We start from the raw sequence: 26,591 nt of genomic DNA, 5'->3' as shown, positions 1-26,591 counted from the left end.
ACGACAACGCGGCAAGGCGCGGTGCCTGGGGGTCCCCCCGGACGGAGTCTGGGGGAGGCCCGGGCCCGGCCATGATCCGCCGGACACCCCCTAGCAGGCAGCGTTCCGCGCCCGGGGCGTGAGCGGCGGCGGTCAGCGGACCTGGGAGAGCCAGTGGAGGGTGCGGCGGACCTCCGCCGAGAAGGGGTGCGTCGGGCCGTGGACGCGGTCCGCGTCGAACAGGAGGCGGGCCAGGGTGTCGTGGGCCGCCGGGCGGTCGCCCAGGGAGAGCAGCAGGTGGGCTATCCGGCGGCGGACCTCCAGCGGGAGGCCGGGGTCCGGGTTGGCGTAGTGGTTCTCGAAGAGCGGGAGCAGGGAGCGGTATTCGGCCAGGGCCGCCCCGGGTGCGTCGAGCTGCTCCAAGCACTGGGCCGCGTCGTAGCGGAAGCGCAGGGCCTGGGGGTCGCCGGCCGGGAACTCGTCGGCGAGGCGGCGCAGTTCGGGCAGGGCGCGGCGGTACTGGCCGTCGTCCATCAGCGTGGCGGCGTACTGCTTGCGCAGGGAGCGGACCACCGGCGAGTGCTCGCCGTGCTCGGCCGCCGCGGCCGGGAGGATCCCGCCGAGGATGTCCACGGCCTGGGTGAGGCGGCCCTGGTCCAGGAGGCTGCGGGCCTCGTCCACCGCGGCCGGGATGTCCGGCCGGGGCGGCGTCGGCGGAGCGGTCGGCTGCGGCGGGATGGTGGCGGTGCGGTCCGGCCAGGGGGCCTGCGGGCGCAGGAAGGGGCGGGTCGGGTCGAGCGCGCCCGCCGGGGTGCCCTGCTTGGGCAGCAGCGGTGCGAGGGCCTCGTACACCCGCTGCGCGGAGGCGGGCCGGTCCTGCGGGTCCTTCGCCAGGAGGTGGAGCAGGATCGCCTCGAGCTCGTGCGGGATCTCCGGGCGCAGCCGGCGCACCGGGACCGGCGGCTCGTACAGGTGGCGGTGCAGCACGCCGAGCGCGGTGGACCCGGCGAACGGGACGTTGCCGGTGAGGAGTTCGTAGAGCAGGACGCCGAGGGCGTAGAGGTCGGTGTAGGGGCCCACCGCGCCGCTCATCGCCTGCTCGGGCGCCATGTACGCCGGGCTGCCGATCGGTGTGCCGGTGCTGGTGAGGCGGGTGGTGTCGGTGTCCATCACCGAGGCGACACCGAGGTCCAGGACCAGCACGGTGCCGTCCGGGCGGACCATCACATTGCGCGGCTTCAGGTCGCGGTGCACGATCGGCACCGCGTGCACGGCCGACAGCACCCCGCACAGCTGCGCGACCACGGCGACCGCCCACGGCCAGGGGTACGGGTCGTGCTGCGCGAGGTGGTCGGCGAGGTCGGTGCCCTCGACGTAGCCCATCACGAGGAACAGCTCGTCGCCGTCGCTGCCCGCGTCGTGGACCGTGACCAGGCCCGGGTGGTCCACCTGCGCCGTGACCCGGCATTCGCGCACGAAGCGGCGGCGCAGCTCGTCCGCGACGGAGCCGGGGCCCGCCACCTTGTCGGGGCGCAGCATCTTGACGGCGACGCGGCGGTCCAGCCGCTGGTCGTACGCCGTCCAGACCTGGCCCATGCCGCCCTGCCCCAGGACGGAGGCCAGCCGGTAGCGCTCGCCGATGATCCGGTCGTCGGTCACCGGGCCGGTCCCTCACCCTCGCGGCCGGGCGTGTTCGGGTTCGGGTGCGCGGGCGGGTTCGCGGGCGGGTTCCCGTGCGGGTTCGGCGTCTGCTTGCGCAGCAGCTCGCTCAGCTCGTCGAGCTCGGCGCGGACCTGCCCGATCCGCGGCGGGGTGGCCGGGCCGGGGCCCGGAGCCGGGACCGGGGTCGGGGTCGGCGTCTGCTGCTGGACCGGCGGGTACCCGTACGCCGGCCGGGCCTGCTGCTGCGGCGGCACGTACGGCGAGGGCTGCGCCGGGTACCAGGGGGCGGTCCGGGCCGCTGCCTGGGCCGCTCCGTGGTGGCGTATGTCGGCGACGAGGAAGTACACGCAGGTCAGGAAGCCGGTGATGATGATGCCGAAGGCGCCGGTATTGCCCTGCCAGCCATCGGTGTTGGGCGTCGGGTCGGCGCCGATCAGCGCTATCCAGAAGACGCTGAGCCCGCAGTTGGCGGCCAGCAGCCACCAGTCCCGGGGCTTGCGGGTGACGACCGCGAGCCGCAGCATCGTGCCCCAGCCCAGGAAGCCGCAGCTCAGGACGGGCAGCAGGGCGAACAGCACGCGCAGTGCCACGACTCCCCCGGCACTGGGCTGGGGGCCTTGCTGCGGCGGGAGGCCGGGGCCGTGCATCGCTGCTCCTGACGGACCGTGTCGACGAAGTTTCGGGTCTGAGCGTATACAGCGTTTCCGGCCGCGAGTGAGGGGATGCGCGCAACCGTTGCAGGGTCGCCGCACACCCCGGCCGACGGGGCCGTGCGGCCCCGGCGGAAATCGTCGACGCCCCCTGACCGGCGGCGACTACCCTCGGCATTCGAGTTGCTGTTCCAAGGGGGAATCCACATGCGGAGCCGGACCATCGGCGTGTCGGTGCTGACCACGACGGCCCTGTTCGGGCTGACGACGGCATGCCTGCCCGGGGGCGGGGGCAAGGCCGCCGACGTCGGCAGGGCGGCCCGCGCGCAGGCCTCGGGCGGGGCCACGCCGTCGCCCACGGCCAAGGGCCGGGAAAAGGACAAGGGCACCGGCGTGCTCGCGGACCTGTCGGGCACCGAGATCCTGAGCCAGTCGTACGAGGCCATGCGCAAGGTCGAGTCGGCCCATGTCGTCGCGAAGGTGCGCGAGGAGGGCAAGCCGATGGAGTTCGAGCTGTCCCTCGACAAGAAGGGCAGCTGCAACGGCGTGATCCGGTACGACGGAATGGGCAAGCTGAACATCATCAAGTCCGCCGACCTCATCCACTTCAAGGGCGACGAGGACTACTGGCGGGGCGCGGCCGCACAGAAGCACACCCCGAAGAAGCAGGTGGACGCGATGGTCACGATGCTCGCCGACCGGTGGCTGAAGGTGCCGCTCTCCGACTCCCGCGCCGCCTCGATGACCCATGTCTGCGACCTGGACAAGCTGACGGGCGGCAGCACCAGGGCCAACCCGCTGGCCCGCAAGGGCGAGACGGTCACCATCGACGGCAAGCAGGCGCTGGCGATCACCACGGCGGCCAAGCAGGGCACGGAGACCGACTACATAGCCACCCAGGGCACTCCGTACCTGCTCAAGTCCACCATCTCGGGGGACGAGACCGGGGAGGTCCTCTTCTCCGCCTTCGGCACGCCGGTCGACGTGGCCCTGCCGGCCGACGCGGACGTCCTGGACCTGTCGAAGCTGGGCGGCGGCGTCCCCGGCGAATCGGTCTGAGCCCCCGGCCGGCCCGCACCGCGGCCGGCCCGCACCCGGGCAGCCCGCACCCGGCCGGCCCGCACCCGGCCGGCCCGCACCGCGGCCGGGGACCCGCGGGTCCCCGGCCGCGCGCGTGTCACGACCCGAGGATCGTGGTGAGGAACTCCCCGGTCCAGGCCAGCAGTTCCCGCCCGACCAGCGGCTTCCCGCCGACCCGGGCCGTCTTCGGCCGCGGGATCAGCACCTGCGAGGTGGCCGGCTTGAGCACCGAGCCCGGGTAGAGCCGCTTGAGGCGCAGCTCCTGCGATTCCCGCAACTCCACCGGCCCGAAGCGGATGTTGACGCCCTGGAGGGTGATGTCGCCGACTCCGCAGGCCCGCGCCAGCATCCGCAGCCCCGCCACCAGCAGCAGGTTCTCCACCGGCTCCGGCAGCTTGCCGTAGCGGTCGTGGAGCTCCTCCCGTACGGCCTTGACGTCCGCCTCGGAGTTCGCCGACGCGATGGACCGGTACGCCTGCAGGCGCAGCCGCTCGCCCGGCGCGTAGTCGTGCGGGACGTGCGCGTCGACCGGCAGCTCGATCTTGACCTCGAGCGGCGGCTCCTCCTCCACCCCGCCCTCGACGGCGGCCCGGTAGTCGGCGACGGCCTCGCCGACCATGCGGATGTACAGGTCGAAGCCGACGCCCGCGATGTGGCCGGACTGCTCGCCGCCGAGCAGGTTGCCCGCGCCGCGGATCTCCAGGTCCTTCATCGCCACGTACATGCCCGCGCCCATCTCGGTGTGCTGGGCGATCGTCGCGAGCCGCTCGTGCGCGGTCTCGGTCAGCGGCTTCTCCGGCGGGTACAGGAAGTAGGCGTACCCGCGCTCGCGGCTGCGGCCGACACGGCCGCGCAGCTGGTGGAGCTGGGACAGGCCGAAGTTGTCGCCGCGCTCCACGATGAGGGTGTTGGCATTGGAGATGTCGATGCCGGACTCGACGATCGTCGTCGAGACGAGCACGTCGAACTTCTTCTCCCAGAAGTCCACCACGACCTGTTCCAGGGCCTGTTCGGACATCTGCCCGTGCGCCGTCGCGATCCGCGCCTCGGGCACGATCTCGCGCAGCTTGGCGGCCGCCCGGTCGATGGACTCGACCCGGTTGTGGATGTAGAAGCACTGGCCCTCGCGCAGCAGTTCGCGCCGGACGGCCGCGCCGATCTGCTTCTCCTCGTACGGGCCGACGAAGGTGAGCACCGGGTGGCGCTCCTCCGGCGGGGTGGTGATGGTCGACATCTCGCGGATGCCGGTCACCGCCATCTCCAGGGTGCGCGGGATCGGGGTCGCGGACATGGTGAGCACGTCCACGTTGGCGCGCAGCTTCTTCAGCTGCTCCTTGTGCTCGACGCCGAAGCGCTGCTCCTCGTCGACGATGACCAGGCCCAGGTCCTTGAACTTCGTCTCCTGCGAGAACAGCCGGTGCGTGCCGATGACCACGTCCACCGAGCCCTCCCTCAGGCCCTCCATGGTGGCCTTGGACTCGGTGTCGCTCTGGAAGCGGGACAGCGCCTTCACGTTGACCGGGAACTGGCTGTAGCGCTCGGAGAAGGTCCCGAAGTGCTGCTGCACCAGCAGGGTGGTGGGGACGAGGACGGCGACCTGCTTGCCGTCCTGGACCGCCTTGAAGGCCGCCCGGACCGCGATCTCGGTTTTACCGTAGCCGACGTCGCCGCAGATCAGCCGGTCCATGGGGACGGACTTCTCCATGTCCTCCTTGACCTCGGCGATGGTGGTGAGCTGGTCGGGCGTCTCCGCGTACGGGAAGGCGTCCTCCAGCTCGCGCTGCCAGGGGGTGTCCGGGCCGAAGACGTGGCCGGGGGCCGCCATGCGCGCGCTGTACAGCTTGATGAGGTCGGCGGCGATCTCCTTGACCGCCTTCTTGGCGCGCGCCTTGGTCTTGGTCCAGTCGGCGCCGCCGAGCCGGTGCAGGGTCGGGGCCTCGCCGCCGACGTACTTGGTGACCTGCTCCAGCTGGTCGGTGGGGATGTAGAGGCGGTCGCCGGGCTGGCCGCGCTTGGCGGGGGCGTACTCGACGAGCAGGTACTCGCGGGTGGCGCCCTGCACCGTGCGCTGCACCATCTCGATGTAGCGGCCGACGCCGTGCTGCTCGTGGACGATGTAGTCGCCGACCTCCAGGGTGAGGGGGTCGATGGTCTTGCGGCGCCGGGTCGGCATCCGGCCCAGGTCCTTGGTCGCGGTGCGCTGGCCCGTCAGGTCGGTCTCGGTGAGGACCGCGAGGCGCAGGACCGGGTCGACGAAGCCGTTGTCGAGGGAGCCGCAGGCGACGTGGACGAGGCTGGGCTCCAGGGTGCGCAGGTCGGCCTCGAGCCGGGCCGCGATGCCCTCGCCGCCGAGCACCTCGACGGTGCGGGCGGCCGGGCCGTGGCCCTCGGTGAGGTAGACGGTGTGCCAGCCGTCGGCGATCCAGCCCTTGGTGTCGGCGAGGGCCCGGGCGGTGTCGCCGCGGTAGGCCTCGGGGGCGTGCATGCCGAGCTTGAGAACCGCCGGCTCGCCGGCTGATGCCACCGCGGCGCCCACCACCTCGTCGGCGGCGAAGGGGGACACCGACCACCACATCATGCCCAGCTCGCGCGCGTGCTCCCGGACGTCCGCGATCCCGCGCAGCGAGGCCGCGCCGACGTCGATCGGGGCCTCGCCGCCGCCGGCGGTGGCGGCCCAGGAGGCCATCAGGAACTCCTGCGAGGTCGCCACCAGGTCCGCGGCCCGGGTGCGCACCCGCTCCGGGTCGCACACCACGGCCATGGACCCGGCCGGCAGGACGTCGATCAGCAGTTCCATGTCGTCGACCAGGACCGGGGCGAGGGACTCCATGCCCTCCACCGCGATCCCCTCGGCGATCTTGTTCAGCAGTTCGCCGAGCTCGGGGTGCTCCTCGGCGAGGGCCGCGGCCCGCTCCCGCACCTCGTCGGTCAGCAGCAGCTCCCGGCAGGGCGGGGCCCACAGCCCGTGCTCGGCGACCTCGAGGGAGCGCTGGTCGGCGACCTTGAAGTAGCGGATCTCCTCGACCTCGTCGCCCCAGAACTCCACGCGCAGCGGGTGCTCCTCGGTGGGCGGGAACACGTCCAGGATGCCGCCGCGCACGGCGAACTCCCCGCGCTTCTCGACGAGCTCGACGCGGGCGTACGCGGCTGCGGCCAGCGCCTCGGTGATCTCCCCCAGATCGGCGCTCCCGCCCTGGCGCAGACTCACCGGGACCAGTTCTCCGAGTCCCTTGACCTGCGGCTGGAGCACGGACCGGATGGGCGCGACGACGACGGAGACGGGCCCTGCGGCCGGGTCGTCCTTGCTCGGGTGCACGAGCCGGCGCAGTACGGCGAGCCGTCGGCCCACGGTGTCGCTGCGCGGCGAGAGCCGCTCGTGCGGAAGGGTCTCCCAGGACGGGTACTCGGCCACCTCGTCGGGCGGCAGGAAGGACCGCAGCGCGGCGGCCAGGTCCTCGGCCTCCCGCCCGGTGGCGGTGACCGCGAGCACGGTCCGCTCGGTCCGGGCGGCCAGCGCGGCGATGGCGAAGGGCCGTGCGGCCGGGGGTCCGACGAGGTCCACGTGCATGCGGTTGCCGTCCCCGGCCGCGGTGACCGCCTCGGCGAGGGCCGGGTCCCGGGTGACGGCGTCGAGCAGTCCGTGCAGGCTCATGAAAGGAGGCTTCCGTCCGGTGAAGGGGCAACGCGAAGGGCCCGACACGTCTCACGGGCCGGGGCTTCCACCCTACGACGCCGGTCCGTCACCCGCGCGAGGGATTGCGGTCACTGCGGGGAGTGACGAAGCCGGCCCCGGTCCGCCCGTGAGGGCTGACCGGGGCCGGCGTTCCCCCCGTACGACCGCGCAGCTACTCGCTCGCGATCGCGTTCAGTACGTTCATCCGCCCTGCCCGGAAGGCCGGGACCAGTGCGGCGAACAGGCCCACGAAGGCCGACCCGGCGAAGACGCCGATGATCGTCGGCCAGGGGATCTCCAGCACCTTCAGGCCCTGGAGGGCGAGCAGCTGCTGCGCGGTGGCTCCCCAGCCCATGCCCAGGCCGAGGCCCAGGAGGGCACCGAAGAGGGCGATGACCACCGACTCCAGGCGGATCATGCGGCGCAGCTGGCGGCGGGAGAGGCCGATGGCGCGCATCAGGCCGATCTCGCGGGTCCGCTCGACCACCGAGAGGGCGAGGGTGTTCACGACGCCCAGGACCGCCACGATGATCGCGAGGGCGAGCAGCCCGTAGACCATGTTCAGCAGCTGGCCGACCTGGTCCTGGAGGGCCTTCTTGTAGTCGGTCTGGTTGCGCACGTCGTACTGCGGGTACTGCGCCAGCGCGGCCTTGACGGCCGCGTACGCGGAGTCGGCCTTCCCGTCGGCGGCCTTGGCCAGCAGCATGAAGGGCAGGGGCATCCGGTCGGCCGGGATGTACTGCGCCGCGGTCGCGGTGCTGATGTACATCGCGCCCTTGTCGATGTTGCCCTCGTCGGAGGTGATCGCGGCGACCTTCAGCTTGGCGGTCTGGCCGTCGGGGAAGGCGACCGTCATCTCGTCGCCGGTCTTGACGTGGTGCTCGTTCGCGTAGATCGAGCCGACCGACATCGCACCCTTGCCGTACGCCGCCGCGTGCTCGCCGGCCACCATCTTGCGCCGGACGTCCTGGACGTAGGTCGGGTCGGTGACGTTCAGGAAGCCGTCCTCGGCGGAGCCGCCGGGGGCGGTGATCTTCGCCTTCACCTCCCGGTACGCGGTGACGTGGTCGAGGCCCTTGGTGGCGCGCAGCGCCTGCTCCGCCTGGGGCACGACCGGCTGGCGGGCCTGGGACTGGACGATGTAGTCCGCGCCGACCGACTTGTCGAGCTCGTCGGTGGCGGAGGCCACCATCGAGGAGCCGACCACCGACAGGCAGGCGACCAGGGCCAGTCCGATCATCAGTGCGGCGGCGGTGGCGCCGGTGCGGCGCGGGTTGCGCAGCGCGTTGCGCTCGGCGAGCCGGCCGACGGACCCGAAGGGCCGCAGCACCACGCCGGAGAGCAGCCGGACCACGATACCGGCGAGCAGCGGGCCGATCACGATGAAGCCGATGAGGGTGAACAGCACGCCCATGGCCAGCCAGAGCGACCCGGGCGCGGCCTTGTCGGCGCCCGCGGCGAGGAACAGGCCCGCGCCGCCGATGCCGGTGAGGACCAGGCCCACGATCGCCCGGATGCGGCCGGCCTTCTTGTCGCCGGGGGTGCCGGCCTCGCGCAGGGCGGCCATCGGGGAGACCTTGCCGGCCCGGCGGGCCGGGATGAAGGCCGAGACGACGGTGACGATGATGCCGAGCACCAGGCCGACGACCGGGGTCGTCCAGGCGATGGTCAGGTCGTCGGTGGACAGGTGCATGCCCATCTGGCCCATGAGCTTCATCAGGCCGATGGCCAGGCCCACACCGGCGCCGACCCCGAGGAGCGAGCCGACGAGGCCGAGCAGGAAGGACTCGACGATCACGGACTTGAGGATCTGCCCGCTGTCGGCGCCGATGGCACGCATCAGGCCGATCTCGCGGGTGCGCTGGGCGACCAGCATCGAGAAGGTGTTGAAGATCAGGAAGATGCCGACGAGGAAGGCGATCCCGGCGAAGCCGAGCATCACGTACTTCATGACGTTGAGGAAGGAGCCGACGTTCTTGCGGTTGGCGTCCGCGGCCTCCTTCGCGGTCTGCAGCTTGTACGTGTCCGCGCCGACGGCGGCGGCGACGTTCTGCTTGAGCTGCTCGTCGCTGACCCCGTCCTTGGCGGTGACGTTGACGTGCGTGAAGAGGCCGGGGCCGCCGAGCAGCTTCTCCTGCGCGGTGGCGGTGTCGAAGTAGACGATCGCGGCACCCGGGTTGGTCACGGTGAAGGTGGCGATACCGCTGATCCGGGCGCGGATGTCGCCGGTTACGGCGATGGTGCGCAGCTCGTCGCCCAGCTTGAGGTGGTGCTTCTCGGCGGTGTCGGCGTCGACCATCATCTCGGCCGGGCCGCGCGGGGCCTGGCCGGAGGTGATCTTCATCGACTTGAGCTCGTTGTCGTTCCAGCTGCCCGCGATGGTCGGGGCGCCGGTGGTCGAGCCCATGTTCTCGTTCTTGGCGTTGACCACCGTGACGGACATCGAGACGACGCCGCCCTCGGCGCCCTTGACGCCCTCGGCCTTCTTGACCTGCTCGACGACCGAGGCGGGCAGCACCTCGGGCTTGCCGCGGTCCGGGGTGTCCTCGCTGTCCTTGGCCGCCTTCGGAGAGACCGTGACGTTCGAGTTGGTGACGGCGAACAGCTTGTCGAAGGTGGTGTTCATGGTGTCGGTGAACACCAGGGTGCCGCAGACGAAGGCGACGGAGAGCAGGACGGCGACGGCGGAGAGCGCCATCCGCCCCTTGTGCGCGACGAAGTTGCGCCGCGACGTCTTCAGTACGGTGCCCGCGCTCACGAGGTCCGCCCGCGCGCGTCGAAGTCCTTCATGCGGTCCAGCACCTGGTCGGCGGTGGGCCCGTACATCTCGTCCACGATCCGGCCGTCGGCCAGGAAGATCACGCGGTCCGCGTACGAGGCGGCCACCGGGTCGTGCGTGACCATCACGATGGTCTGGCCGAGCTCGTCCACCGAGCGGCGCAGGAAGCCGAGGACCTCGGCGCCGGCCCGGGAGTCCAGGTTTCCGGTGGGCTCGTCGCCGAAGATGATCTGCGGGCGGGCCGCGAGGGCACGGGCGACGGCCACGCGCTGCTGCTGGCCGCCGGAGAGCTCGGTCGGACGGTGCTTGAGGCGGCCCGCGAGGCCGACGGTCTCCACGACCCGGTTCAGCCACTCCGCGTCGGGCTTGCGGCCGGCTATGTCCATGGGGAGCGTGATGTTCTCCAGGGCGTTGAGCGTCGGCAGCAGGTTGAAGGCCTGGAAGATGAAGCCGATCCGGTCGCGGCGCAGCTGCGTGAGCTTCTTGTCCTTCAGACCGGTGATCTCGGTGTCGTCCAGGTGGATCTGCCCGCTGGTCACCGTGTCGAGACCGGCGAGGCAGTGCATCAGCGTGGACTTGCCGGAGCCGGAAGGGCCCATGATCGCCGTGAACTGGCCGCGCTTGATGTCCACGTCCACCTCGTCGAGGGCGACCACGCGGGTCTCCCCGGCGCCGTAGGCCTTGACGACCTTGCGCGCCCGGGCCGCGACGGCTTCATGCCCTCCAGTACCCCCGTGCCTGGTTTCGGTCATAGCCGTTGTCACGGTGCTTCCCCTCGTTCGTTGCGTTGCTGCTCGTGTGGCCGGGTTCCGGCGTGTGGCCGGTTCGGCGTGTGATGACCTCGTGAAGTCTGCGGGGCGGGGGCGGCCGGCGCGCTGGTGCCCATCGCCGTATCCACCGGGGGGTTAACCCCACCCCGCTCGTATGAACCAGTTAAGGACCTTTCCGAGCCGTCCTCCTCCTCCGCCGGGACGAATAGGCCCTGGACCCTTGTGAGGAGCAACCCCTAGGGGTTCTCCACCCTTTGGGGGATCGTCTCTGGGGGATACCGCCGGATACACCGTGATGAGAGGGTGTTCCCCGCAGGTACGTGCACGGTGAAAGGATCTTGGTGGGCGCGGAGGAGAGCACGGGAGAGCGCACCGGGGACGCCGCCGGGGAGAGCGGCGACGCCGTCGCCGGGCGTGCGGTTTCCGCCAAGACGGGCGAAGCCGGCGCCGGGCCGGGAGCCGGGGCCGGAGCCGGGGCGGGGGGAGGAGCCGAGGCCTCGGCGGCTCCCGGGAGCGGCAGCCGGCCACCGCGCACCGCGCTGGTCACCGCCCTCATGCTGAGCATGGCCCTCGCCGCCCTCGACAGCTCCATCGTCTCCACCGCCGTCCCCCAGATCGTCGGCGACCTCGGCGGGTTCTCCGTGTTCTCCTGGCTCTTCGCCGGCTACCTGCTCGCCGTCACCGTCACCCTCCCCGTCTACGGGAAGCTCTCCGACACCCTCGGCCGGGGGCCCGTCCTGCTCTTCGGCATAGCCCTGTTCATCGTCGGCTCACTGCTGTGCGCCCTGGCCTGGAACATGGCCGCCCTCATCGCCTTCCGCCTCGTCCAGGGGCTGGGCGGCGGCGCCCTCCAGGGCACCGTGCAGACCCTGGCCGCCGACCTGTACCCGCTCAAGGACCGCCCCAGGATCCAGGCCAGGATGTCCTCCGTCTGGGCCGCCTCCGCCGTGGCCGGCCCCGCGCTCGGCGGACTCATCGCCTCGTACGCGGACTGGCGCTGGATCTTCCTCATCAACCTGCCGCTGGGCGGCCTGGCCCTGTGGATGCTGGCCCGCCACCTCGTCGAGCCCGTACGGTCCCCCGGGCGCCGCGGCCCGATCGACTGGGCCGGCGCGCTCGGCGTCTTCGCCTGCGGCGGACTGCTGCTCTTCGCTCTGGTGCAGGGCGGGGTCGCCTGGCCGTGGCTGTCCGCGCCCTCGCTCGCGCTGCTGGGCGCGAGCGCGGTGCTGGCGGCCGTGGTCGTCCGGATCGAACGCCGAGCCGAGGAACCGATTCTCCCCGGGTGGGTCTGGCGCCGGCGCACCATCGCCGCCGTGAACCTGGCACTCGGCGCGCTCGGCCTGCTCATGGTCGCCCCGCTGGTCTTCATCCCGACGTACGCACAGTCGGTCCTCGGCCTCGGACCCGTCAGCGCCGGGCTCGTCATGTCCGCGATGACCCTCAGCTGGCCCGTGTCCGCCGCCTTCAGCCAGCACGTCTACCGGCGCATCGGATTCCGCAACTCCGCCGTCGTCGGGATCTCGCTGGCCGCCGTGATCCTGTTCTCGTTCACGCTGCTCCCGTACCCCGCCCGGCCCTGGCAGCCCACGCTGATCATGCTGCTGCTGGGCGCCGCCCTCGGCCTCTTCCAGCTGCCGCTGATCGTCGGGGTCCAGTCCACCGTGGGCTGGTCCGAGCGGGGGACGACGACGGCCTCGGTGCTGTTCTGCCGCCAGGTCGGCCAGAGTCTCGGGGCCGCCCTGCTCGGGGCCGTCGCCAACGCGACCGTCGCCGCCCGGCTGGCCCACGCCCCGATGACCGGGCTGCCGGACCGCCTCGACGACGTCTCCAAGGCCCTCGACCGGCCCGGGCTGCTCCCGCAGGCCGCCGCCGACTACCTGCGCGCGTCGGTGGCCGCCGCCGTGGACCACATCTTCCTCGGCGCGACCGCCGCGGCCGTGGCGGCCCTGCTGGTCCTGCTCCTGGTGGCTCCGCGGCGGTTCCCGATACTGGAGGAGCATCAGGAGAAGTAGGGGCGCACCGGCTCCCGCTTGTCATGACCCCAGCCAAAGGAGTACACCTCGGAGTCCTGAATCCGAGACCGTTCCGGGGGGACGACATGGCTTCCGCACTCTTCGCACTGGCCTTACTGGCCGCCGTGGCCGGGCCGATCGGCCTGCGGCTGCGCCGCCATCCGGGCTTCATCACCGGCCGCGACGGCCGGCTCTCCACCTCCACCACCCTGGCACTGGCCTGGACGGTGATCCTGGTCTGGCTCCTGCTCACGATCCTCGCGTACGGGCTCACCGTCGGCGGCGGCGCCGCCTGGTTCGCCGGGGAGCACGGCCCGCTGTCCTCCCTGACCGCCGTGTACCTGCCGCTGCTCGGGGGCCCGTACGTGGCCCTGATCGCGGCGAAGACGGTCGTCGGCATCCGCCTCGAGAACGGCAGCATGGCCAAGCCCGCACCCAAGCCGACGGACTCCGGGCAGCGGCCGCTGCGCGAGCTGATCGCGAACGACAGCGGGCGCACCGACCTGGTCGACCTCCAGTACGTCGCGCTCAGCGCGGTCACGATGCTGTACGTGGTGCTGTTCTTCCTCTCCGACGTGGGCGCCGGGCTCCCCCGCCTCCCCGCCGAGATCTGGGCGCTGACGGGCGCACCGGCCGGGGCGTACCTGGTGAACAAGATGGCCACGCGCGCGAATCCGGTGATCACGCACGTGACGGTGAAGGACGCCGCCCTGCTGGTGGAGGGCGGCGGCTTCGGCCCGGAGGCCCGGGTCGAGGTCGAGTCCGCCGCCCTGCCGACCGAGTACGACCCGGCCACGGGCACCCTGACCGCGCAACTGCCGGCCGCCGCACCCGCCGCCTTCACGGTGGTGGTCACCGCCCGCGGCCTGCGCAGCGACCCGTACCGCCACGCACCGGCGGCAGCGGCACCGGCACCGGCACCGGCGGCGACACCCGCACCCCCGGCCCAGCAGCCGGCGGGCTGACCCGGCGGAACCGGGGGCGGGTCACGGGAGCTTCGCGAGGAACTCCCCGGTCAGCGGGGCGGTCTCCCCGAGGCGGGTCTCCGGCGCGAAGCGCCCCGCCCCCTCGAACACGTGCACCTCGGCGTCCGGCACATCGCGCAGGTACGCCTTCGCCCCTGCCGGGGTGAAGAACGGGTCCCCCGCGCCCCGCACGACCAGGACGGGCACCCGGGCGGCGCGCAGCCAGGCCTGCCTGGCGGGGACGCGCTCGCCTGGACCCCGGAAACCGGCCTGACGGCGACCCCGCACCGCACGAACACCCCGGCCCGGCGGCTCGCCGCGGAACTGGCGGACGCGGCGGCGGACCTGCTGACGGACCCCCGGTGCGGGACGTACGGGAGTGCGAGGGCGCGGACTGCGTCCTGCTGTTCCTGCCGGCACACCCGAGGCGGCGCTGCTGCGTGGCCTCGGCCTGCGGCAACCGGGCGAGGGCCGCCCGCTACTACGCCCGCCACAGACCCTGACCGGCCGCCGGGTCAGCCCTCCGCCGGAGCCCGGCCCGTCAGCGCCGCCAGACTGGAGCGCACATGGCTCATGTGCGCCCGCATCTCGTCCTGCGCCTCCTCGTGCTCCCGCAGGATCCGGTCCGTCTCACGGCCGATGCGCTCCTCCTGGACCCGCGCCTGCGCAAGGAGCTCCGCGGCACGCGCCTCGGCATCCTCCTGCCCGTGCCGCGCCGACTCCTCCGCCTCCGCGTAACCGCGCCGCGCCTGCGCCAGCCGGCCCTGCGCACACTGCTCCAGCTCCGCGTGGCGGGCCTCCAGATCGGCCTCCCGGGCCGCCAGCTCCCGCTGCGCCGCGTCCCACCGCTCCACGTGATCCTGCTCGCCGTCCGCCAGCAGCGCGTCCGAGCGGCGCCCCATCTCCGCCAGCGCCGCCTGCGCCTGCGCCCGCCACTCCACCGCGTCGTCCCTGGCCTCCGACCGGATCGAGTCGGCCTCCCGCTCCGCCCGCAGCAGCCCCTGCCGCGCCCGGACCTCCGTCTGCTCGCGCACCGCCTCCGCGTCCTGCCGCGCCAGCTCCGCCACCCGGTCCGCGTACGCCTCGGCCGCAGCCGTCGCGTCCGCCGCGTCCGCCCGCGCGTCCCCGCGCACGGCGGCCGCCTCCTCCTCCACCAGCAGCAGGATCCGGCGGGCGCGCTCGCTCAGCTCGTCGTAGGTCTGCGGAGCCAGCGCGGCCACCGCCTCGCGCAGCCGCCCCGCCTCCGCCTCCATCCGCTTCGCCAGGACCGTCAGCCGCGCCGCCCGCTCCCACGCCTCGTCCCGGCTGCCGGACAGCCGGGCGAGATACCGGTCGACCTCTTCCGTGCGGTAGCCGCGACCTCGCACGGTCGCGAAACCCGGTCCGTGAGGTGACATGGGTGCAGTCATCCTGGAAGCGCCTCTCTCGGGGTGATTCCTGTCAAGGATGCGCCATTTGCTCGCAGAAGCCGGAATAGCCGGGCCGGGACCCTCGTACGGGGTCCCGGCCCGGCCATTCAACTGATCATCCGGTCAGAGCAATCCGTCCCACATCTGCTCCAGGAGCACCGACCACCAGCTCTCCGGCGACGCCAGCGCAGCGCTGTCGAGCCCCGCCAGATTCGTCTGGAAATCGACGGTCCAGCGCCCCGCCTGCTCCGGCGTCAGATGCTGGCGCAGACGCCACATGTGACCCAGCATCGCCAGCGACCGGGCGAACTGCGGCAGGCTCGAATTCACGAACTGCGGCGGCACCGGCGCACCGCCCGGACCGGCCTCCACCGGAACCGCCACTATGTGCGCCGTCCCGTACTGCACACACAGCGCCTTGCCGAAGTCACTGCCCACGACCAGGTACGAACCGGCATCGGACGCCGGCTGCACCTGCCGCTGCGCGGCCAGCTCCGCCAGCGTCGGCACCGGCTGCCCCGGCACCGCCTGCGCCCAGAAGAACGGCCCGAAGTCCGTCGGCAGACCCGCCCACACCAGGGTCTGCGCCACGATCTCCGGCACGCCCTGACGGGACACCGCCCGCTGGTCGAAGCGGAACACGCCCTGCGGGCCGAACGCCCCGGCCAGCTCGGCGCCGATGGCGTCCAGCGGAATCGCCGGCTGGAGCGGCACCTGCGGCAGGGGCGCCCGTACCGGCGCGGGGCGCGCCGGGCCGTCCGCCACCTGGTGCAGCTCACCCTGATGGGTCAGCAGATGCCGCATGCCCTGCTGACGGCCCGCGTGGTCCTTGCCGTACGGAGCCACGCTCGTGATCCGGACCTGCGGCCAGGTCTCCCGGATCATCCGCGCGCAGTAACCGCCGGGCAGCTCGCACGACTCCAGCTCGGTGTGCAGTTCCAGCACCTGCTGCGGCGGCACGTTCATCGCGCGCAGCTCGTGCAGGATCTGCCATTCGGGGTGCGGGGTACCGGGCGCGGAACGCCGGATGAGCTGCTGCTCGGAGCCGTCGGGCGCACGGTAGCGGAGGACGGCCTGATAGCCCGGGCCGACCGTGGGCACACCGGTGGGCGCCGGGGGCTGCGCCGCGGGACCGGCCTGCGGCTGCCCGGGCGGGCCGGGAGGCGCCGGCGGGCGGCCCGTCACGGCCGGACCGGCCAGCATCGTCGCGGCATGGTCGAGCCCGCCCCCGGGCGCGCCGGGAGCACCGGGAGCCCCCGGCGGACCGGGAGGCTGGGGTACGCCGGGACCCGCGAGCATGGTGGCGGCCTGATGGCCCGATCCGCCGGGGGCGCCGGGCGGGCCGGGAGGCGCGGGCGGCTGACCGGCACCGGGAGCACCGGGGGGGCCGGGAGGCGCGGGCGGCCGACCCGTCACGGCCGGACCCGCCAGCATCGTCGCCGCATGATCCAGCCCACGCCCCAGCGAACCCGGAGCACCCGGCGGACCGGGAGGCGCCGGCGGCTGACCCGCACCCGGAGCACCGGGGGGACCGGGAGGCGCGGGCGGCCGACCCGTCACGGCCGGACCCGCCAGCATCGTCGCCGCATAATCCAGCCCACGCCCCAGCGAACCCGGAGCACCCGGCGGACCGGGAGGCGCCGGCGGCTGACCCGCACCCGGAGCACCCGGAGCACTGGGAGCGCCCGGAGCACCGGGCGGACCCGGAGGCGCGGGCGGCTGACCCGTCACGGCCGGACCCGCCAGCATCGTCGCCGCATAATCCAGCCCGCCTCCGGGGGCACCGGGAGCACTACCGGGCGCACCGGGAGCTCCGGGCGGCGTCACCGGCGGCGTGCCCGGCCGCGAGACGTGGGCCCGGCTCGTCGGCGCATCGGCGATGGCACCCGGGCCCGCATCGGCCCCGAGGCGCACCGCCGGCGCGATCGCCGTCTTCGGCAGCTGGCTGCCCCCGGCCATCAGCGTGGTCTTGGCCTCCGAGGAAGCCCCCGACGACGGCGCCGTGTCCTCCAGGTCCGACCCGGACAGCGGCGGCGCGAACACCGTCGCGGGCAGCGGTACGGAAGCGTCGTCCGCACCGGGGTTCACATCGGTCCCCGCCCACGGCGTGGCCCCGACCGGCACCCCGTCGTTGGCGGTCGGCTCGTACGGCACCTCGCGGCGCAGCGGCACCGCCTCGACCGGCTCGGCCGCGGACGCCTGAACGGGCTCCGGAGCCGGGACCGGAGCCGCCGGAACCACAGGCGGCGCGGGCGCAGCCGCGGCAGGGGCCGGCGCCGCCGGAATCCCCGCCCGGTCCGCCGCTTCCTGCAGCCACTCCGGCGGACTCAGCATGAACGAGGTCTGCTCCGAGTCGATCCGCGGCGTCGGCACCGAAGCCTCCGCCACCGGCGCGGCCGCAGCCCCGTACTCCTCCTCGTACCGGCGGATCACCTCACCCACCGGCAGCCCGGGCCACAGCGTCACCTCGCCGCTGTCCCGCGCGATGACCAGCCGCTGCCGGCCGCCACCGGACACCGGACCCGCCGCGCGGTCCTCCGCCCACACCACGAACCCGAGCCCGAACTCCCGTACGCGCACCTCCCGGTGCTGGTACGCGGGCACGTCTCCGTTGATCCACTCCTCGGCGCGCTCCTGCGCCTGCGCAAACGTCACCATCGCGCCGTCACCCCTCCACCGGTGCCGCACCCGGCCCCGGAACCGACCCGGACACGGGAACCGAGCGCGCGAATCCGCCGTCCACCATCAGACCGGCCACCGTCTCCAACTCCGGCGGGTTCCCCGCCAACCTCTCGAGGAAGGCATCGAAATCGGCACCGCACGGCAGCAACAACCGCTCCACGCGCTCCTGCACCGACCAGCCGTCCCGGTCGCGTGCGTCGTCGTACGGGGAGAACCACACCGAGCCGATCGCCTCGCCCTTCACCTTCACCGCGAGCAGACCCCCCTGGGCGAAGGCCACACACAGGTAGTCCTTCGTCAGGTGGTCCCGCAGACACTTGTTGACGTACACGAGGTCGTTGACCGCCGCCTCCTCACGCACCGTGAAGAAGGGCTGGTCCACCAGCAGACCGAGGTCCACGTCGAGCCCCGCGCCCACCGGCGCGCAACCACCCGCCGCCTTCAGGAACGCGCGGTACGCCTCCGGCAGCCGGTAGCCGAGGTCCTCCTCGACACCCTGCACCGCCTCCTCGGAGACCGACACCACCGACTTCGGCAGCCCCAGGTGCACCGGACGCATCTCCTGCAACGGCCGCGTCCCGCGCTTCTCGTGGTCGACCGGCGCCGTCGCCAGCCCCGCGTGATGCCGCAGCAGCGCCTTCACCTCGACCGGGACCAGCTCCATCCGCCGCGTCTTCGCCACGTGGTGCCAGGTCCAGCCGTGCGGGGTCGCCACCGGTCCGACGGTGTCCCACAGCGCATGGCCGGCAGCCTGCATCGCCGCGTTCGCGGACACGTAGTCCGTCAGCCGCAGCTCGTCCACACCGAAGCCCTCCGGCGGCTCGGCGATCTCCACCGCCGCGCGCGCGTACGAGGAGAGGTCGGGATGTCCGTCCCCGTCCATCCGTACCCCGTGGGGATGCCGAGCGGCCCGGACCGGGTCCGGGAAATGCACGACCTGCCCGGAGTACGCGGCGTTGGGTGGCGCGGCCTGCTGCCCGAGCCGACCTGTCGTCATGGCGGTAGCCCCCTGCTGGATCTGGCTGGTTCACCACAGCCTATGTGCTCCGGCAAGACCGTCACCCGCCCGCGACCCCCGCACCCGCGCGAGGGCCAGGAACATCCGAATTGATACGAATATTCGACCCCGCTTCCACACGACAGGGGACATTTGACAGGCTGTCCCCTCAGCACGGGGGCGTGCGCGACAGCGGCCACCACCGCCGCCACGGGAGGGAAGACGCGACCATGCAGAACACCGCCACACGCACAGACACGGCCGACGGCGCCTCAGGAACGGCCGGACAGCCAAGCGGACCGACGAGCGGCCCGGCGGGCGGCCCGGCCGGAGACCCGCGCCTGCGCTGGAGCAGCACCGACGGCCGACCCGCCGTCCCCGTCCTGCGCTTCCGCCGCGACGGGATCCTCCCCACCGTCGCCGCCGCCCTCTCCGTACGCGGCGAAACCCTCACCGGCACCGCAGGCAAGGCCGACCAGCCGCCCGCCCTGCACCACCTCGTCCAGGACTTCCTCGACACCCTCACCAGCGGCCAGCGCGAACGCTTCACCGGCCGGTGTCCCGAAGCGATCCTGCTCTCCCGCCACCTCACCGCCGCCGAAGGCGCCCGCAGCCGCCGCGCCTCCCGCAAACCCCTCACCGCGAACGAAGCCCGCCGCTCCCTGAAACACGCCAAGATCACCGCCCGCCGGATCCGCGAGGACGGCGACCCCCTCCACGGCAGCTACGCACCCCCCTGCCGCTCCTGCGAGGCCCTCCTCGCACACTTCGGCGTACGCGCCGTCGACCTCACCCCCGCGTCAGAGAAGGCCTGACTCCCGCCACCATGACCACCTCCTCAGCCTCCTACGACCGCTCCTCGGCCACCCGCTTCCCCACCGCCGTGGACACCGCCTTGCGCACCGCCGGCTGGGAGCCCGGCCGCTGGGACATCAAGCAGGCCGAGTTCTGGGCCGACGCCCTCCGGGACCACACCACCCCCGCCGGACACCGGCACACCGTCTTCCCCGCCGCCGTCGAGGCCTGGGCCGAATTCGGCGGGCTCACCGTCACCGCCCCCGGACAGGGCCGCCAGATAGCGCCCGTCCCCGTGCGCCTGGACCCCCTCACCGGCCTCCACCTGGCACGCACCTTCGCCGATCTCGGCCGCGCCCTCTCCACCGAGCTCTGCCCGCTCGGCGTCGACTCCGACGGCGGCTCGCACCTCGCCATCGACCGCGAAGGCCGCGTGTACGGCATCGACCACACCGGCGACTGGTACCTCGGCGGGGGCGTCGACGAGGCCCTGACCCTCCTCCTGACCGGCCTCCAGCCGACCCGCCTCACCACCGCCCCGTAGGCGCGGCAGACCCGGGCACCGACCGGGAGCCACACCCGCCGGTCACGCCGCAACGCCGCCGCACGGCAACCCGGCGGGCACCGCACCGGTCGGCCGGGCTGCCGGCCCGGCCACGCGGCCGGCGGCGGCCGGCGGCAGCCGACGGGCAACGCCGTGGGCGGCCCCGCCCACCGCCCGCGCCCGGACGCCCGGCCCGCCCGGACGCCCGGGGGCCCGGCCCGGCCTGGGGCCCGGCCCGGCCGGACGCCTGGGCACGGCCGGGGGCCCGGCACAGCACGGCACGGCCCGGCCACAAGCCGCGACGAGGACGCCGGCCGGGGCGACGCCGGGCACACCTCGCCGCCATCGCCTGCCGCAGCCTTCCCCGGGAGGGGCCCCGGGACCCGGAACCCGGGGACCCGTTCCCTACGCCTGCCGCAGGCCGCCCGGCAGGACCGCCGACACCTTGAAACCGCCCTCGTCCGTCGGCCCGGACACGAACACCCCGCCCAACCCGAGCACCCGCTCACGCATCCCGACCAGCCCGTTCCCGCCGCTCGGCAGCCCCGGCTGCACCACATCCGCCCCACACGGCCCGTTCTCCACCTGCATGGCCACCTCACCGTCCCGGTGAGCCAGCCGCACCACGACCCTCGCGCCCGGCGCATGCTTGTGGCAGTTGGTCAGCGCCTCCTGCACCACCCGGTACGCCGTCTGCTCCACCTCCGCCGGATACCCCTCCCCCGCACCCCGGACATCCAGCTCCACGGCCATCCCGGCCGCCTGCGACTGCCCGACCAGCGCCTCCAGCTCACCGAGCGAGGGCCCGTCCTCGAAACTCCCCACCAGGGCCACCGGCACCACCGCAGGAGCCCGCTTCGGCGACTCGGGCGCCCGCAGCACCCCCAGCATCTCCCTCAGCTCCGTCAACGCCTGCCGCCCCATGTCCCCCACGAGCGCCGCGTTCCTCGCCGCCCGCGCCGGATCCTTGGCCGCCACCGCCTCCAGCGCCGCCGCGTGCACCACCATCAGCGACACCCGGTGCGCCACCACGTCGTGCATCTCCCGCGCGATCCGCGTCCGCTCCTCCGTACGGGCCCACTCGGCCCGCTCCTCCGCCCGGTCCGCGAGCAGCGACAGCTCCCGCTCCAGCGAGTCCGCCCGCTCGTGCAGGCTCTCCATCAGCCGGCGCCGCGCCCCTATGTACAGGCCGAGCAGCACCGGCGGCACGGTCAGCGCCACCGCCACGAACACGGACAGCACGATGACGAGCGAGCGCGAGGCCCCCTGGTCCCCACTGGTCCGCATGTACATCACCACGAAGGTCGCGGCCAGCGACATCGACGCCAGCGTCGCCGTGATCCGCCGGGGCACCTCGCAGGCGGCGAGCGTGTACAGCCCGACCACCCCGAGCAGGAACCCCATCGCAGCCGGCGCCACGGCGATCCCGACCAGCACCACGGCGATCGGCCAGCGCCGCCGCAGTACGAGCGTGGACCCCACCACGACGCCGAACAGCACCCCGACCGCCACCGGCACCCCGGCCTCGCGCGCGAAGGACACCCCCTCGACGGCGCACTCGACGGCGGACACCGCCGCAAGCCCCACATCGAGCACGGCCGCCCGCCGCCGCTCCCACCACAACGGCCCGTCCCGCCCGGCCCCGCCCCGCTCTTCCCCCGTACTGGTCATGCCGTCCAGCGTACGCAGCGCCCCCAGCACGCAGGCGAACGAAATTCCGGCAAACCGAAGGCAATCGCACGTACGACTGAATCGCCCACGGACCGAGACCTGAATCCCGCATTCCGGGCGACATTGGCGACATGACCGAAATCCGACGTCGCCCCGGCGACGGCACCGGAGGCCTGCGAACCGGGGCGACCTTCGAGGACCTGCGCGAGCTTCCTGAACCGGCTCCTGGGGGGCGAGCCCGCACCGGAACGGACCAACCGCCCCAACCCCAAGGGCGACCTCCGCGACCGCTCCCGCGAGCTGCGCCTCCAGGGCCTCACCTACGACCGGATCCAGGTCGAGCCGGGCTGCTCGAAGAGCTCGATCCCCCCTGGGTGCGCGACCTCCCGAAGCCGGAGCCGCAACGCACCACGGAAGAGGCTTCGGCCATTGCGCGGCGCGGACACGAGTGGATTGCTCAAGACAACCTTGGAGCGGCACAACCCCAAGACCACGCGGAAGAACACCGGCGAGGGCCATTACGGGTGCCTGGCGGTTCGCGTTCTCCAAAGCGCCGATCTTTACCGTCGCATCGAAGGCTGGTGGTGCGGCATAGTAGGGGCTGCATCCGAGTCCGATCAACGAAATCGGACATGGCAGGCGAACCATCCCGGATCGTCTAAGGGCAGGACAAATGGTTTTGGTCCATTGAATGAGGGTTCGAATCCTTCTCCGGGAGCTCACAGCACACAGATGCTCGCCTTCGGGTCCTGACCTGCGGTCGGGACCCGCGCTCGTTGCCGCGCCTTAACGCCCCGGTATCCTTCACGGGTCCACCACCCGAAGCCGAAGGGCATCCCCGTGAGCGCCAACCGCCCGGCAGCCGTCGTCGTACTCGCAGCGGGTGAAGGCACCCGCATGAAGTCGGCCACTCCCAAGGTTCTGCACGAGATCTGCGGGCGCTCGCTCGTGGGCCACGTCGTCGCCGCCTCGCGCGAGCTGGACCCCGCACACCTCGTGGTCGTCGTCGGCCACGCCCGCGAGCAGGTCACCGCGCACCTCGCCGAGATCGACGCCGACGTCCGCACCGCCGTCCAGTACGAGCAGAACGGCACCGGACACGCCGTCCGCATGGCCCTCGAGGAGCTCGGCGGCCAGCCGTCCGGCACCGTGGTCGTCGTCTGCGGCGACACCCCGCTGCTGACCGGCGAGACCCTCGGCGCCCTCGTCGCCACGCACGACGCCGACGGCAACGCCGTCACCGTGCTCACCGCCGAGGTCCCGGACTCCACCGGCTACGGGCGCATCGTCCGCGACGAGGCGACCGGCGCGGTCACGGCCATCGTCGAGCACAAGGACGCCACCGACGCGCAGCGTGCGATCCGGGAGATCAACTCCGGGGTCTTCGCCTTCGACGGCGCCCTCCTCGCGGATGCGCTCGGCAAGGTGCGGACGGACAACAGCCAGGGCGAGGAGTACCTCACCGACGTGCTCGGCATCCTGCGCGAGGCCGGCCACCGCGTCGGCGCGGCCGTCGGCGCCGACCACCGTCAGATCCTCGGGATCAACAACCGCGTTCAGCTCGCCGAGGCCCGCGCGCTGCTCAACGCGCGCCTGCTGGAGCGGGCGATGCTCGCCGGCGTGACGGTCGTCGACCCGGCCAGCGTGTTCGTGGACGTGACGGTGACCTTCGGGCAGGACGCGGTCGTCCACCCGGGTACGCAGCTGCTGGGCACGACGCACATCGCCGAGGGGGCCGAGGTCGGTCCGAACACCCGGCTCAAGGACACGCAGGTGGGTCCGCGGGCGCGGGTGGACAACACGGTGGCGGACACGGCCGTCATCGGCGAGTCCGCGTCCGTCGGCCCGTACGCGTACCTGCGTCCCGGCACGAACCTCGGTCCGAAGGCGAAGGCCGGCACGTACGTCGAGATGAAGAACGCGACGATCGGTGAGGGCACGAAGGTGCCGCACCTGTCGTACGTGGGTGACGCGACGATCGGCGAGTACAGCAACATCGGCGCGGCCAGCGTGTTCGTGAACTACGACGGTGAGCACAAGCACCACACCACGGTCGGCTCACACTGCAAGACGGGCTCGGACAACATGTTTGTGGCGCCCGTCACGATCGGGGACGGCGCGTACACGGCTGCCGGGTCCGTGATCACGAAGGATGTGCCGCCCGGTGCGCTGGCCGTGGCCCGCGGCCAGCAGCGGAATATCGAGGGCTGGGTGGCTCGCAAGCGTCCGGGAAGTGCCTCGGCGACGGCGGCTCAGTCGGCGGTCCAGGAGGACTCGGACCCCCGTTGAGGCCTCGTTGAGGTGAACTGACCGGAAACAGGTACGCCTGGGACGGCGTACCGTGATAGGTGCACGCAATTCGGCTGGCTCACCGTGTGCGGGACGGACGCACACGGGGGCGAGCAGCTTTCAACACGTCTGAGGAGACTGTGCTGTGACCGGGATCAAGACGACCGGCGAGAAGAAGCTGATGCTCTTCTCCGGCCGCGCCCACCCCGAGCTGGCCGAGGAGGTTGCGCACCAGTTGGGCGTCGGCCTCGTGCCGACCAAGGCTTTCGACTTCGCGAACGGTGAGATCTACGTCCGTTTCCAGGAGTCGGCTCGTGGCGCGGACTGCTTCCTGATCCAGAGCCACACGGCTCCGATCAACAAGTGGATCATGGAGCAGCTGATCATGATCGACGCGCTGAAGCGCGCGTCGGCACGCTCCATCACCGTGATCATCCCGTCCTACGGGTACGCCCGTCAGGACAAGAAGCACAAGGGCCGCGAGCCGATCTCGGCCCGCCTGGTCGCCGATCTGCTGAAGACCGCGGGTGCGGACCGCATCCTGACGGTCGACCTGCACACGGACCAGATCCAGGGCTTCTTCGACGGCCCGGTGGACCACCTTTCGGCCCTGCCGGTCCTGGCGGACTACGTGGGCGCGAAGGTGGACCGCACCAAGCTGACGATCGTGTCCCCGGACGCCGGTCGTGTGCGGGTGGCGGACCGCTGGTGCGACCGTCTGGACGCTCCGCTGGCGATCGTGCACAAGCGCCGCGACAAGGACGTCGCCAACCAGGTGACCGTCCACGAGGTCGTCGGTGAGGTCCGGGGCCGCGTCTGCGTTCTGGTCGACGACATGATCGACACGGGTGGCACCATCTGCGCCGCCGCCGACGCGCTGTTCGCGCACGGCGCGGAGGACGTCATCGTGACGGCCACGCACGGCATCCTGTCGGGGCCGGCGGCGGACCGTCTGAAGAACTCGAAGGTCAGCGAGTTCATCTTCACGAACACCCTGCCGGACCCGTCCGACCTGGAGCTCGACAAGATCACGGTCCTGTCGATCGCCCCGATGGTCGCCCGCGCGGTGCGCGAGGTCTTCGAGGACGGCTCGGTCACCAGCCTGTTCGAAGAGCAGCAGTAACCGGTAGCGCGAAGATCCTTTTGGGTGCGGCCTCCGCGCCGGGTAGACTCTACGAGTTGCTCGGCGAGGGAGGCCGCACCTTTTGGTGCCGGCGCTCCGTTATCGACGCGCTCTTCGTAGCAGGCCGTTCAGGCCGGGTGACTTGGTCCATTTCCGTCACCCCACGAGGAGTGAGCATGTCCGAGGTCAAGCTTTCCGCTGCCAGCCGCACCAACTTCGGCAAGGGCGCTGCCCGTCAGGCCCGTCGCGACGGTCTGGTTCCCGGTGTCATCTACGGTCACGGCACCGACCCGAAGCACGTCGACGTCGAGGGCCACGGCCTGATGATGGCGCTGAAGACCCCGAACGTCCTGCTCTCCCTGGACATCGCGGGCGACGGCACCGAGCTGGTCATCCCGAAGGCCGTTCAGCGTCACCCGGTCAAGCGCACGCTGACCCACGTCGACTTCCTGATCGTCAAGAAGGGCGAGAAGGTCACCGTCGAGGTCGCCGTCGTCACCGAGGGCGACCTGGCCGCCGGCAACAACATGCTGGAGACCCTCCTCACCACCATCACGGTCGAGGCCGAGGCCACCCACATCCCGACCGAGGTCACCGTCTCCATCGCGGGCCTCGAGGCCGGTGCCACCATCCACGCGTCGGACCTGGTCCTGCCGGCCGGCACCACCCTGGCCGTCGACGGCGAGACCGCCGTTCTGCAGGTCGTCGCCCCGCAGGCCGAGGAGCCGACCGCCGAGGCCGCCGAGGGCGAAGAGGCCTGAGCCTCGCCTTCCCACCTCAGCACTTGCTGAACGACCGCCGTCCGGCTCCACTGGGAGCGGGACGGCGGTCGTCCTCGTTAAGGAGCACGAATGTCGGACGACGCGGCGCCCTGGCTGATCGTCGGCCTGGGCAACCCCGGGGCGGAGTACGCGGGCAACCGCCACAACATCGGGTTCATGGTGGTCGATCTGCTGGCCGAGCGGATGCGCGGGAAGTTCAAGGCGCACAAGGCGCGGGCGCAGGTGGTCGAGGGCCGGATGGGTCCTCCGGGTCCGGCGAACCGCCGGGTGGTGCTGGCGAAGCCCATGTCGTTCATGAATCTGTCGGGTGGCCCGGTGACGGCGCTGCGCGACTTCTACAAGGTGCCGCTCGATCGGATCGTGGCGGTCCACGACGAGCTGGACATCGACTATCCGACGCTGCGTCTGAAGCTGGGCGGCGGGGACAACGGGCACAACGGTCTGAAGTCGATGACGAAGTCGATGGGCGGCGACTACCACCGGGTGCGCTGCGGTATCGGCCGTCCGCCGGGCCGTATGCAGGTCGCGGACTTCGTGCTGAAGGACTTCTCGTCCACGGAGCGCAAGGAGCTGGACTGGTTCGTGGACCGGGCGGCGGACTCCGTGGAGTGCCTGATCGCGGAGGGTCTGGAGCGCGCCCAGTCGACGTACAACTCCTGACGCGCGTGACGGCCGTCCCGACGTACGGCAAAGCCCCCGCCCTCCGGATCGGATCCGGAGGGCGGGGGC

At 72.5% G+C, this 26,591-nt stretch carries 20 protein-coding genes, 1 tRNA gene and 1 pseudogene; 12 read left to right on the top strand and 10 right to left on the bottom strand.

The window, feature by feature from the left end; all coding sequences use genetic code 11:
* Positions 1–132 precede the first annotated feature (132 nt).
* Positions 133–1,638 (bottom strand): serine/threonine-protein kinase, encoded by a 1,506-nt coding sequence (locus tag AB0I68_RS36855; protein WP_363181777.1) that lies wholly within the window; start codon positions 1,636–1,638, stop codon positions 133–135.
* Positions 1,635–2,231, bottom strand: coding sequence for a hypothetical protein (locus tag AB0I68_RS36850; RefSeq protein ID WP_363181776.1), 597 nt, complete (start codon positions 2,229–2,231; stop codon positions 1,635–1,637). The genes AB0I68_RS36855 and AB0I68_RS36850 overlap by 4 nt, the downstream gene beginning before the upstream one ends.
* Before the next feature lie 267 nt (positions 2,232–2,498).
* Between AB0I68_RS36850 and AB0I68_RS36845 the strand changes: the two genes are divergently transcribed.
* Entirely contained in the window at positions 2,499–3,350 is an 852-nt protein-coding gene (locus tag AB0I68_RS36845) for a hypothetical protein (RefSeq protein ID WP_363181775.1), read from the top strand.
* Positions 3,351–3,468: 118 nt separating this feature from the next.
* Here the strand turns inward: AB0I68_RS36845 and mfd are convergent, their stop codons facing one another.
* The 3 genes from mfd to AB0I68_RS36830 form a co-directional block, all read right to left on the bottom strand.
* Complete coding sequence (gene mfd / locus AB0I68_RS36840) at positions 3,469–7,023, bottom strand: transcription-repair coupling factor (protein ID WP_363181774.1); 3,555 nt, start codon at positions 7,021–7,023, stop codon at positions 3,469–3,471.
* Positions 7,024–7,216: 193 nt separating this feature from the next.
* Positions 7,217–9,742 carry an FtsX-like permease family protein gene (locus AB0I68_RS36835; RefSeq protein ID WP_363181778.1) on the bottom strand — a complete coding sequence of 842 codons (2,526 nt, stop codon included), beginning with the start codon at positions 9,740–9,742 and terminating at the stop codon, positions 7,217–7,219.
* Positions 9,743–9,798: 56 nt separating this feature from the next.
* Positions 9,799–10,587, bottom strand: coding sequence for an ABC transporter ATP-binding protein (locus AB0I68_RS36830; RefSeq protein ID WP_030296992.1), 789 nt, complete (start codon positions 10,585–10,587; stop codon positions 9,799–9,801).
* Positions 10,588–10,934: 347 nt separating this feature from the next.
* On the opposite strand from AB0I68_RS36830, the gene AB0I68_RS36825 reads away from it, so the two are divergent.
* Entirely contained in the window at positions 10,935–12,605 is a 1,671-nt protein-coding gene (locus tag AB0I68_RS36825) for an MFS transporter (protein ID WP_363181773.1), read from the top strand.
* An 86-nt stretch (positions 12,606–12,691) separates the two neighbouring features.
* Positions 12,692–13,570, top strand: coding sequence for a hypothetical protein (locus tag AB0I68_RS36820; protein ID WP_363181772.1), 879 nt, complete (start codon positions 12,692–12,694; stop codon positions 13,568–13,570).
* A gap of 21 nt (positions 13,571–13,591) precedes the next feature.
* Here the strand turns inward: AB0I68_RS36820 and AB0I68_RS36815 are convergent, their stop codons facing one another.
* The gene (locus AB0I68_RS36815; protein WP_363181771.1) at positions 13,592–13,858 is read right to left on the bottom strand and encodes an alpha/beta hydrolase; all 267 of its coding nucleotides are present in this window, start codon (positions 13,856–13,858) and stop codon (positions 13,592–13,594) included.
* A 74-nt stretch (positions 13,859–13,932) separates the two neighbouring features.
* On the opposite strand from AB0I68_RS36815, the gene AB0I68_RS36810 reads away from it, so the two are divergent.
* Positions 13,933–14,073 carry a CGNR zinc finger domain-containing protein gene (locus tag AB0I68_RS36810; protein WP_363181770.1) on the top strand — a complete coding sequence of 47 codons (141 nt, stop codon included), beginning with the start codon at positions 13,933–13,935 and terminating at the stop codon, positions 14,071–14,073.
* 12 nt (positions 14,074–14,085) lie between these two features.
* On the opposite strand, the gene AB0I68_RS36805 is transcribed toward AB0I68_RS36810, so the two are convergent.
* The 3 genes from AB0I68_RS36805 to AB0I68_RS36795 all read right to left on the bottom strand — a co-directional run bounded on the left by AB0I68_RS36805 (position 14,086) and on the right by AB0I68_RS36795 (position 18,658).
* Positions 14,086–14,967, bottom strand: coding sequence for a cellulose-binding protein (locus AB0I68_RS36805; RefSeq protein WP_363181769.1), 882 nt, complete (start codon positions 14,965–14,967; stop codon positions 14,086–14,088).
* 135 nt (positions 14,968–15,102) lie between these two features.
* The gene (locus AB0I68_RS36800; RefSeq protein ID WP_363181768.1) at positions 15,103–17,637 is read right to left on the bottom strand and encodes an SUKH-4 family immunity protein; all 2,535 of its coding nucleotides are present in this window, start codon (positions 17,635–17,637) and stop codon (positions 15,103–15,105) included.
* Between the two features lie 7 nt (positions 17,638–17,644).
* Positions 17,645–18,658, bottom strand: coding sequence for an SMI1/KNR4 family protein (locus AB0I68_RS36795; protein WP_363181767.1), 1,014 nt, complete (start codon positions 18,656–18,658; stop codon positions 17,645–17,647).
* Positions 18,659–18,888: 230 nt separating this feature from the next.
* On the opposite strand from AB0I68_RS36795, the gene AB0I68_RS36790 reads away from it, so the two are divergent.
* The gene (locus tag AB0I68_RS36790; protein ID WP_363181766.1) at positions 18,889–19,473 is read left to right on the top strand and encodes a YwqJ-related putative deaminase; all 585 of its coding nucleotides are present in this window, start codon (positions 18,889–18,891) and stop codon (positions 19,471–19,473) included.
* An 11-nt stretch (positions 19,474–19,484) separates the two neighbouring features.
* The gene (locus AB0I68_RS36785; protein WP_363181765.1) at positions 19,485–19,997 is read left to right on the top strand and encodes an SUKH-3 domain-containing protein; all 513 of its coding nucleotides are present in this window, start codon (positions 19,485–19,487) and stop codon (positions 19,995–19,997) included.
* A gap of 405 nt (positions 19,998–20,402) precedes the next feature.
* Here the strand turns inward: AB0I68_RS36785 and AB0I68_RS36780 are convergent, their stop codons facing one another.
* Positions 20,403–21,668 (bottom strand): histidine kinase, encoded by a 1,266-nt coding sequence (locus AB0I68_RS36780; RefSeq protein ID WP_363181764.1) that lies wholly within the window; start codon positions 21,666–21,668, stop codon positions 20,403–20,405.
* Between the two features lie 213 nt (positions 21,669–21,881).
* Here AB0I68_RS36780 and AB0I68_RS36775 point away from each other — a divergent pair.
* From AB0I68_RS36775 to pth, 6 genes and pseudogenes are all read left to right on the top strand, one after another.
* Positions 21,882–22,286 (top strand): annotated as a pseudogene (locus tag AB0I68_RS36775) (hypothetical protein); the annotation flags it as partial.
* Between the two features lie 29 nt (positions 22,287–22,315).
* Positions 22,316–22,386 (top strand) — tRNA-Gln (locus tag AB0I68_RS36770).
* A gap of 122 nt (positions 22,387–22,508) precedes the next feature.
* Positions 22,509–23,957: a bifunctional UDP-N-acetylglucosamine diphosphorylase/glucosamine-1-phosphate N-acetyltransferase GlmU gene (gene glmU, locus AB0I68_RS36765; protein ID WP_363181763.1), complete on the top strand. Its 1,449-nt coding sequence runs from the start codon at positions 22,509–22,511 to the stop codon at positions 23,955–23,957.
* Between the two features lie 145 nt (positions 23,958–24,102).
* On the top strand, positions 24,103–25,080 hold the full coding sequence (locus AB0I68_RS36760) for a ribose-phosphate diphosphokinase (protein ID WP_363181762.1): 978 nt from the start codon (positions 24,103–24,105) through the stop codon (positions 25,078–25,080).
* A 176-nt stretch (positions 25,081–25,256) separates the two neighbouring features.
* Positions 25,257–25,841 (top strand): 50S ribosomal protein L25/general stress protein Ctc, encoded by a 585-nt coding sequence (locus AB0I68_RS36755; RefSeq protein WP_363181761.1) that lies wholly within the window; start codon positions 25,257–25,259, stop codon positions 25,839–25,841.
* Between the two features lie 90 nt (positions 25,842–25,931).
* Entirely contained in the window at positions 25,932–26,522 is a 591-nt protein-coding gene (gene pth / locus AB0I68_RS36750) for an aminoacyl-tRNA hydrolase (RefSeq protein WP_363181760.1), read from the top strand.
* The last annotated feature ends 69 nt before the right edge of the window (positions 26,523–26,591 follow it).

Origin of the sequence: Streptomyces sp. NPDC050448 (assembly GCF_040655295.1) — a bacterium.
Lineage (GTDB): Bacteria > Actinomycetota > Actinomycetes > Streptomycetales > Streptomycetaceae > Streptomyces.
Note: the sequence above shows the minus strand (reverse complement) of the source record. Positions and strands in the feature narration are given on the sequence as shown.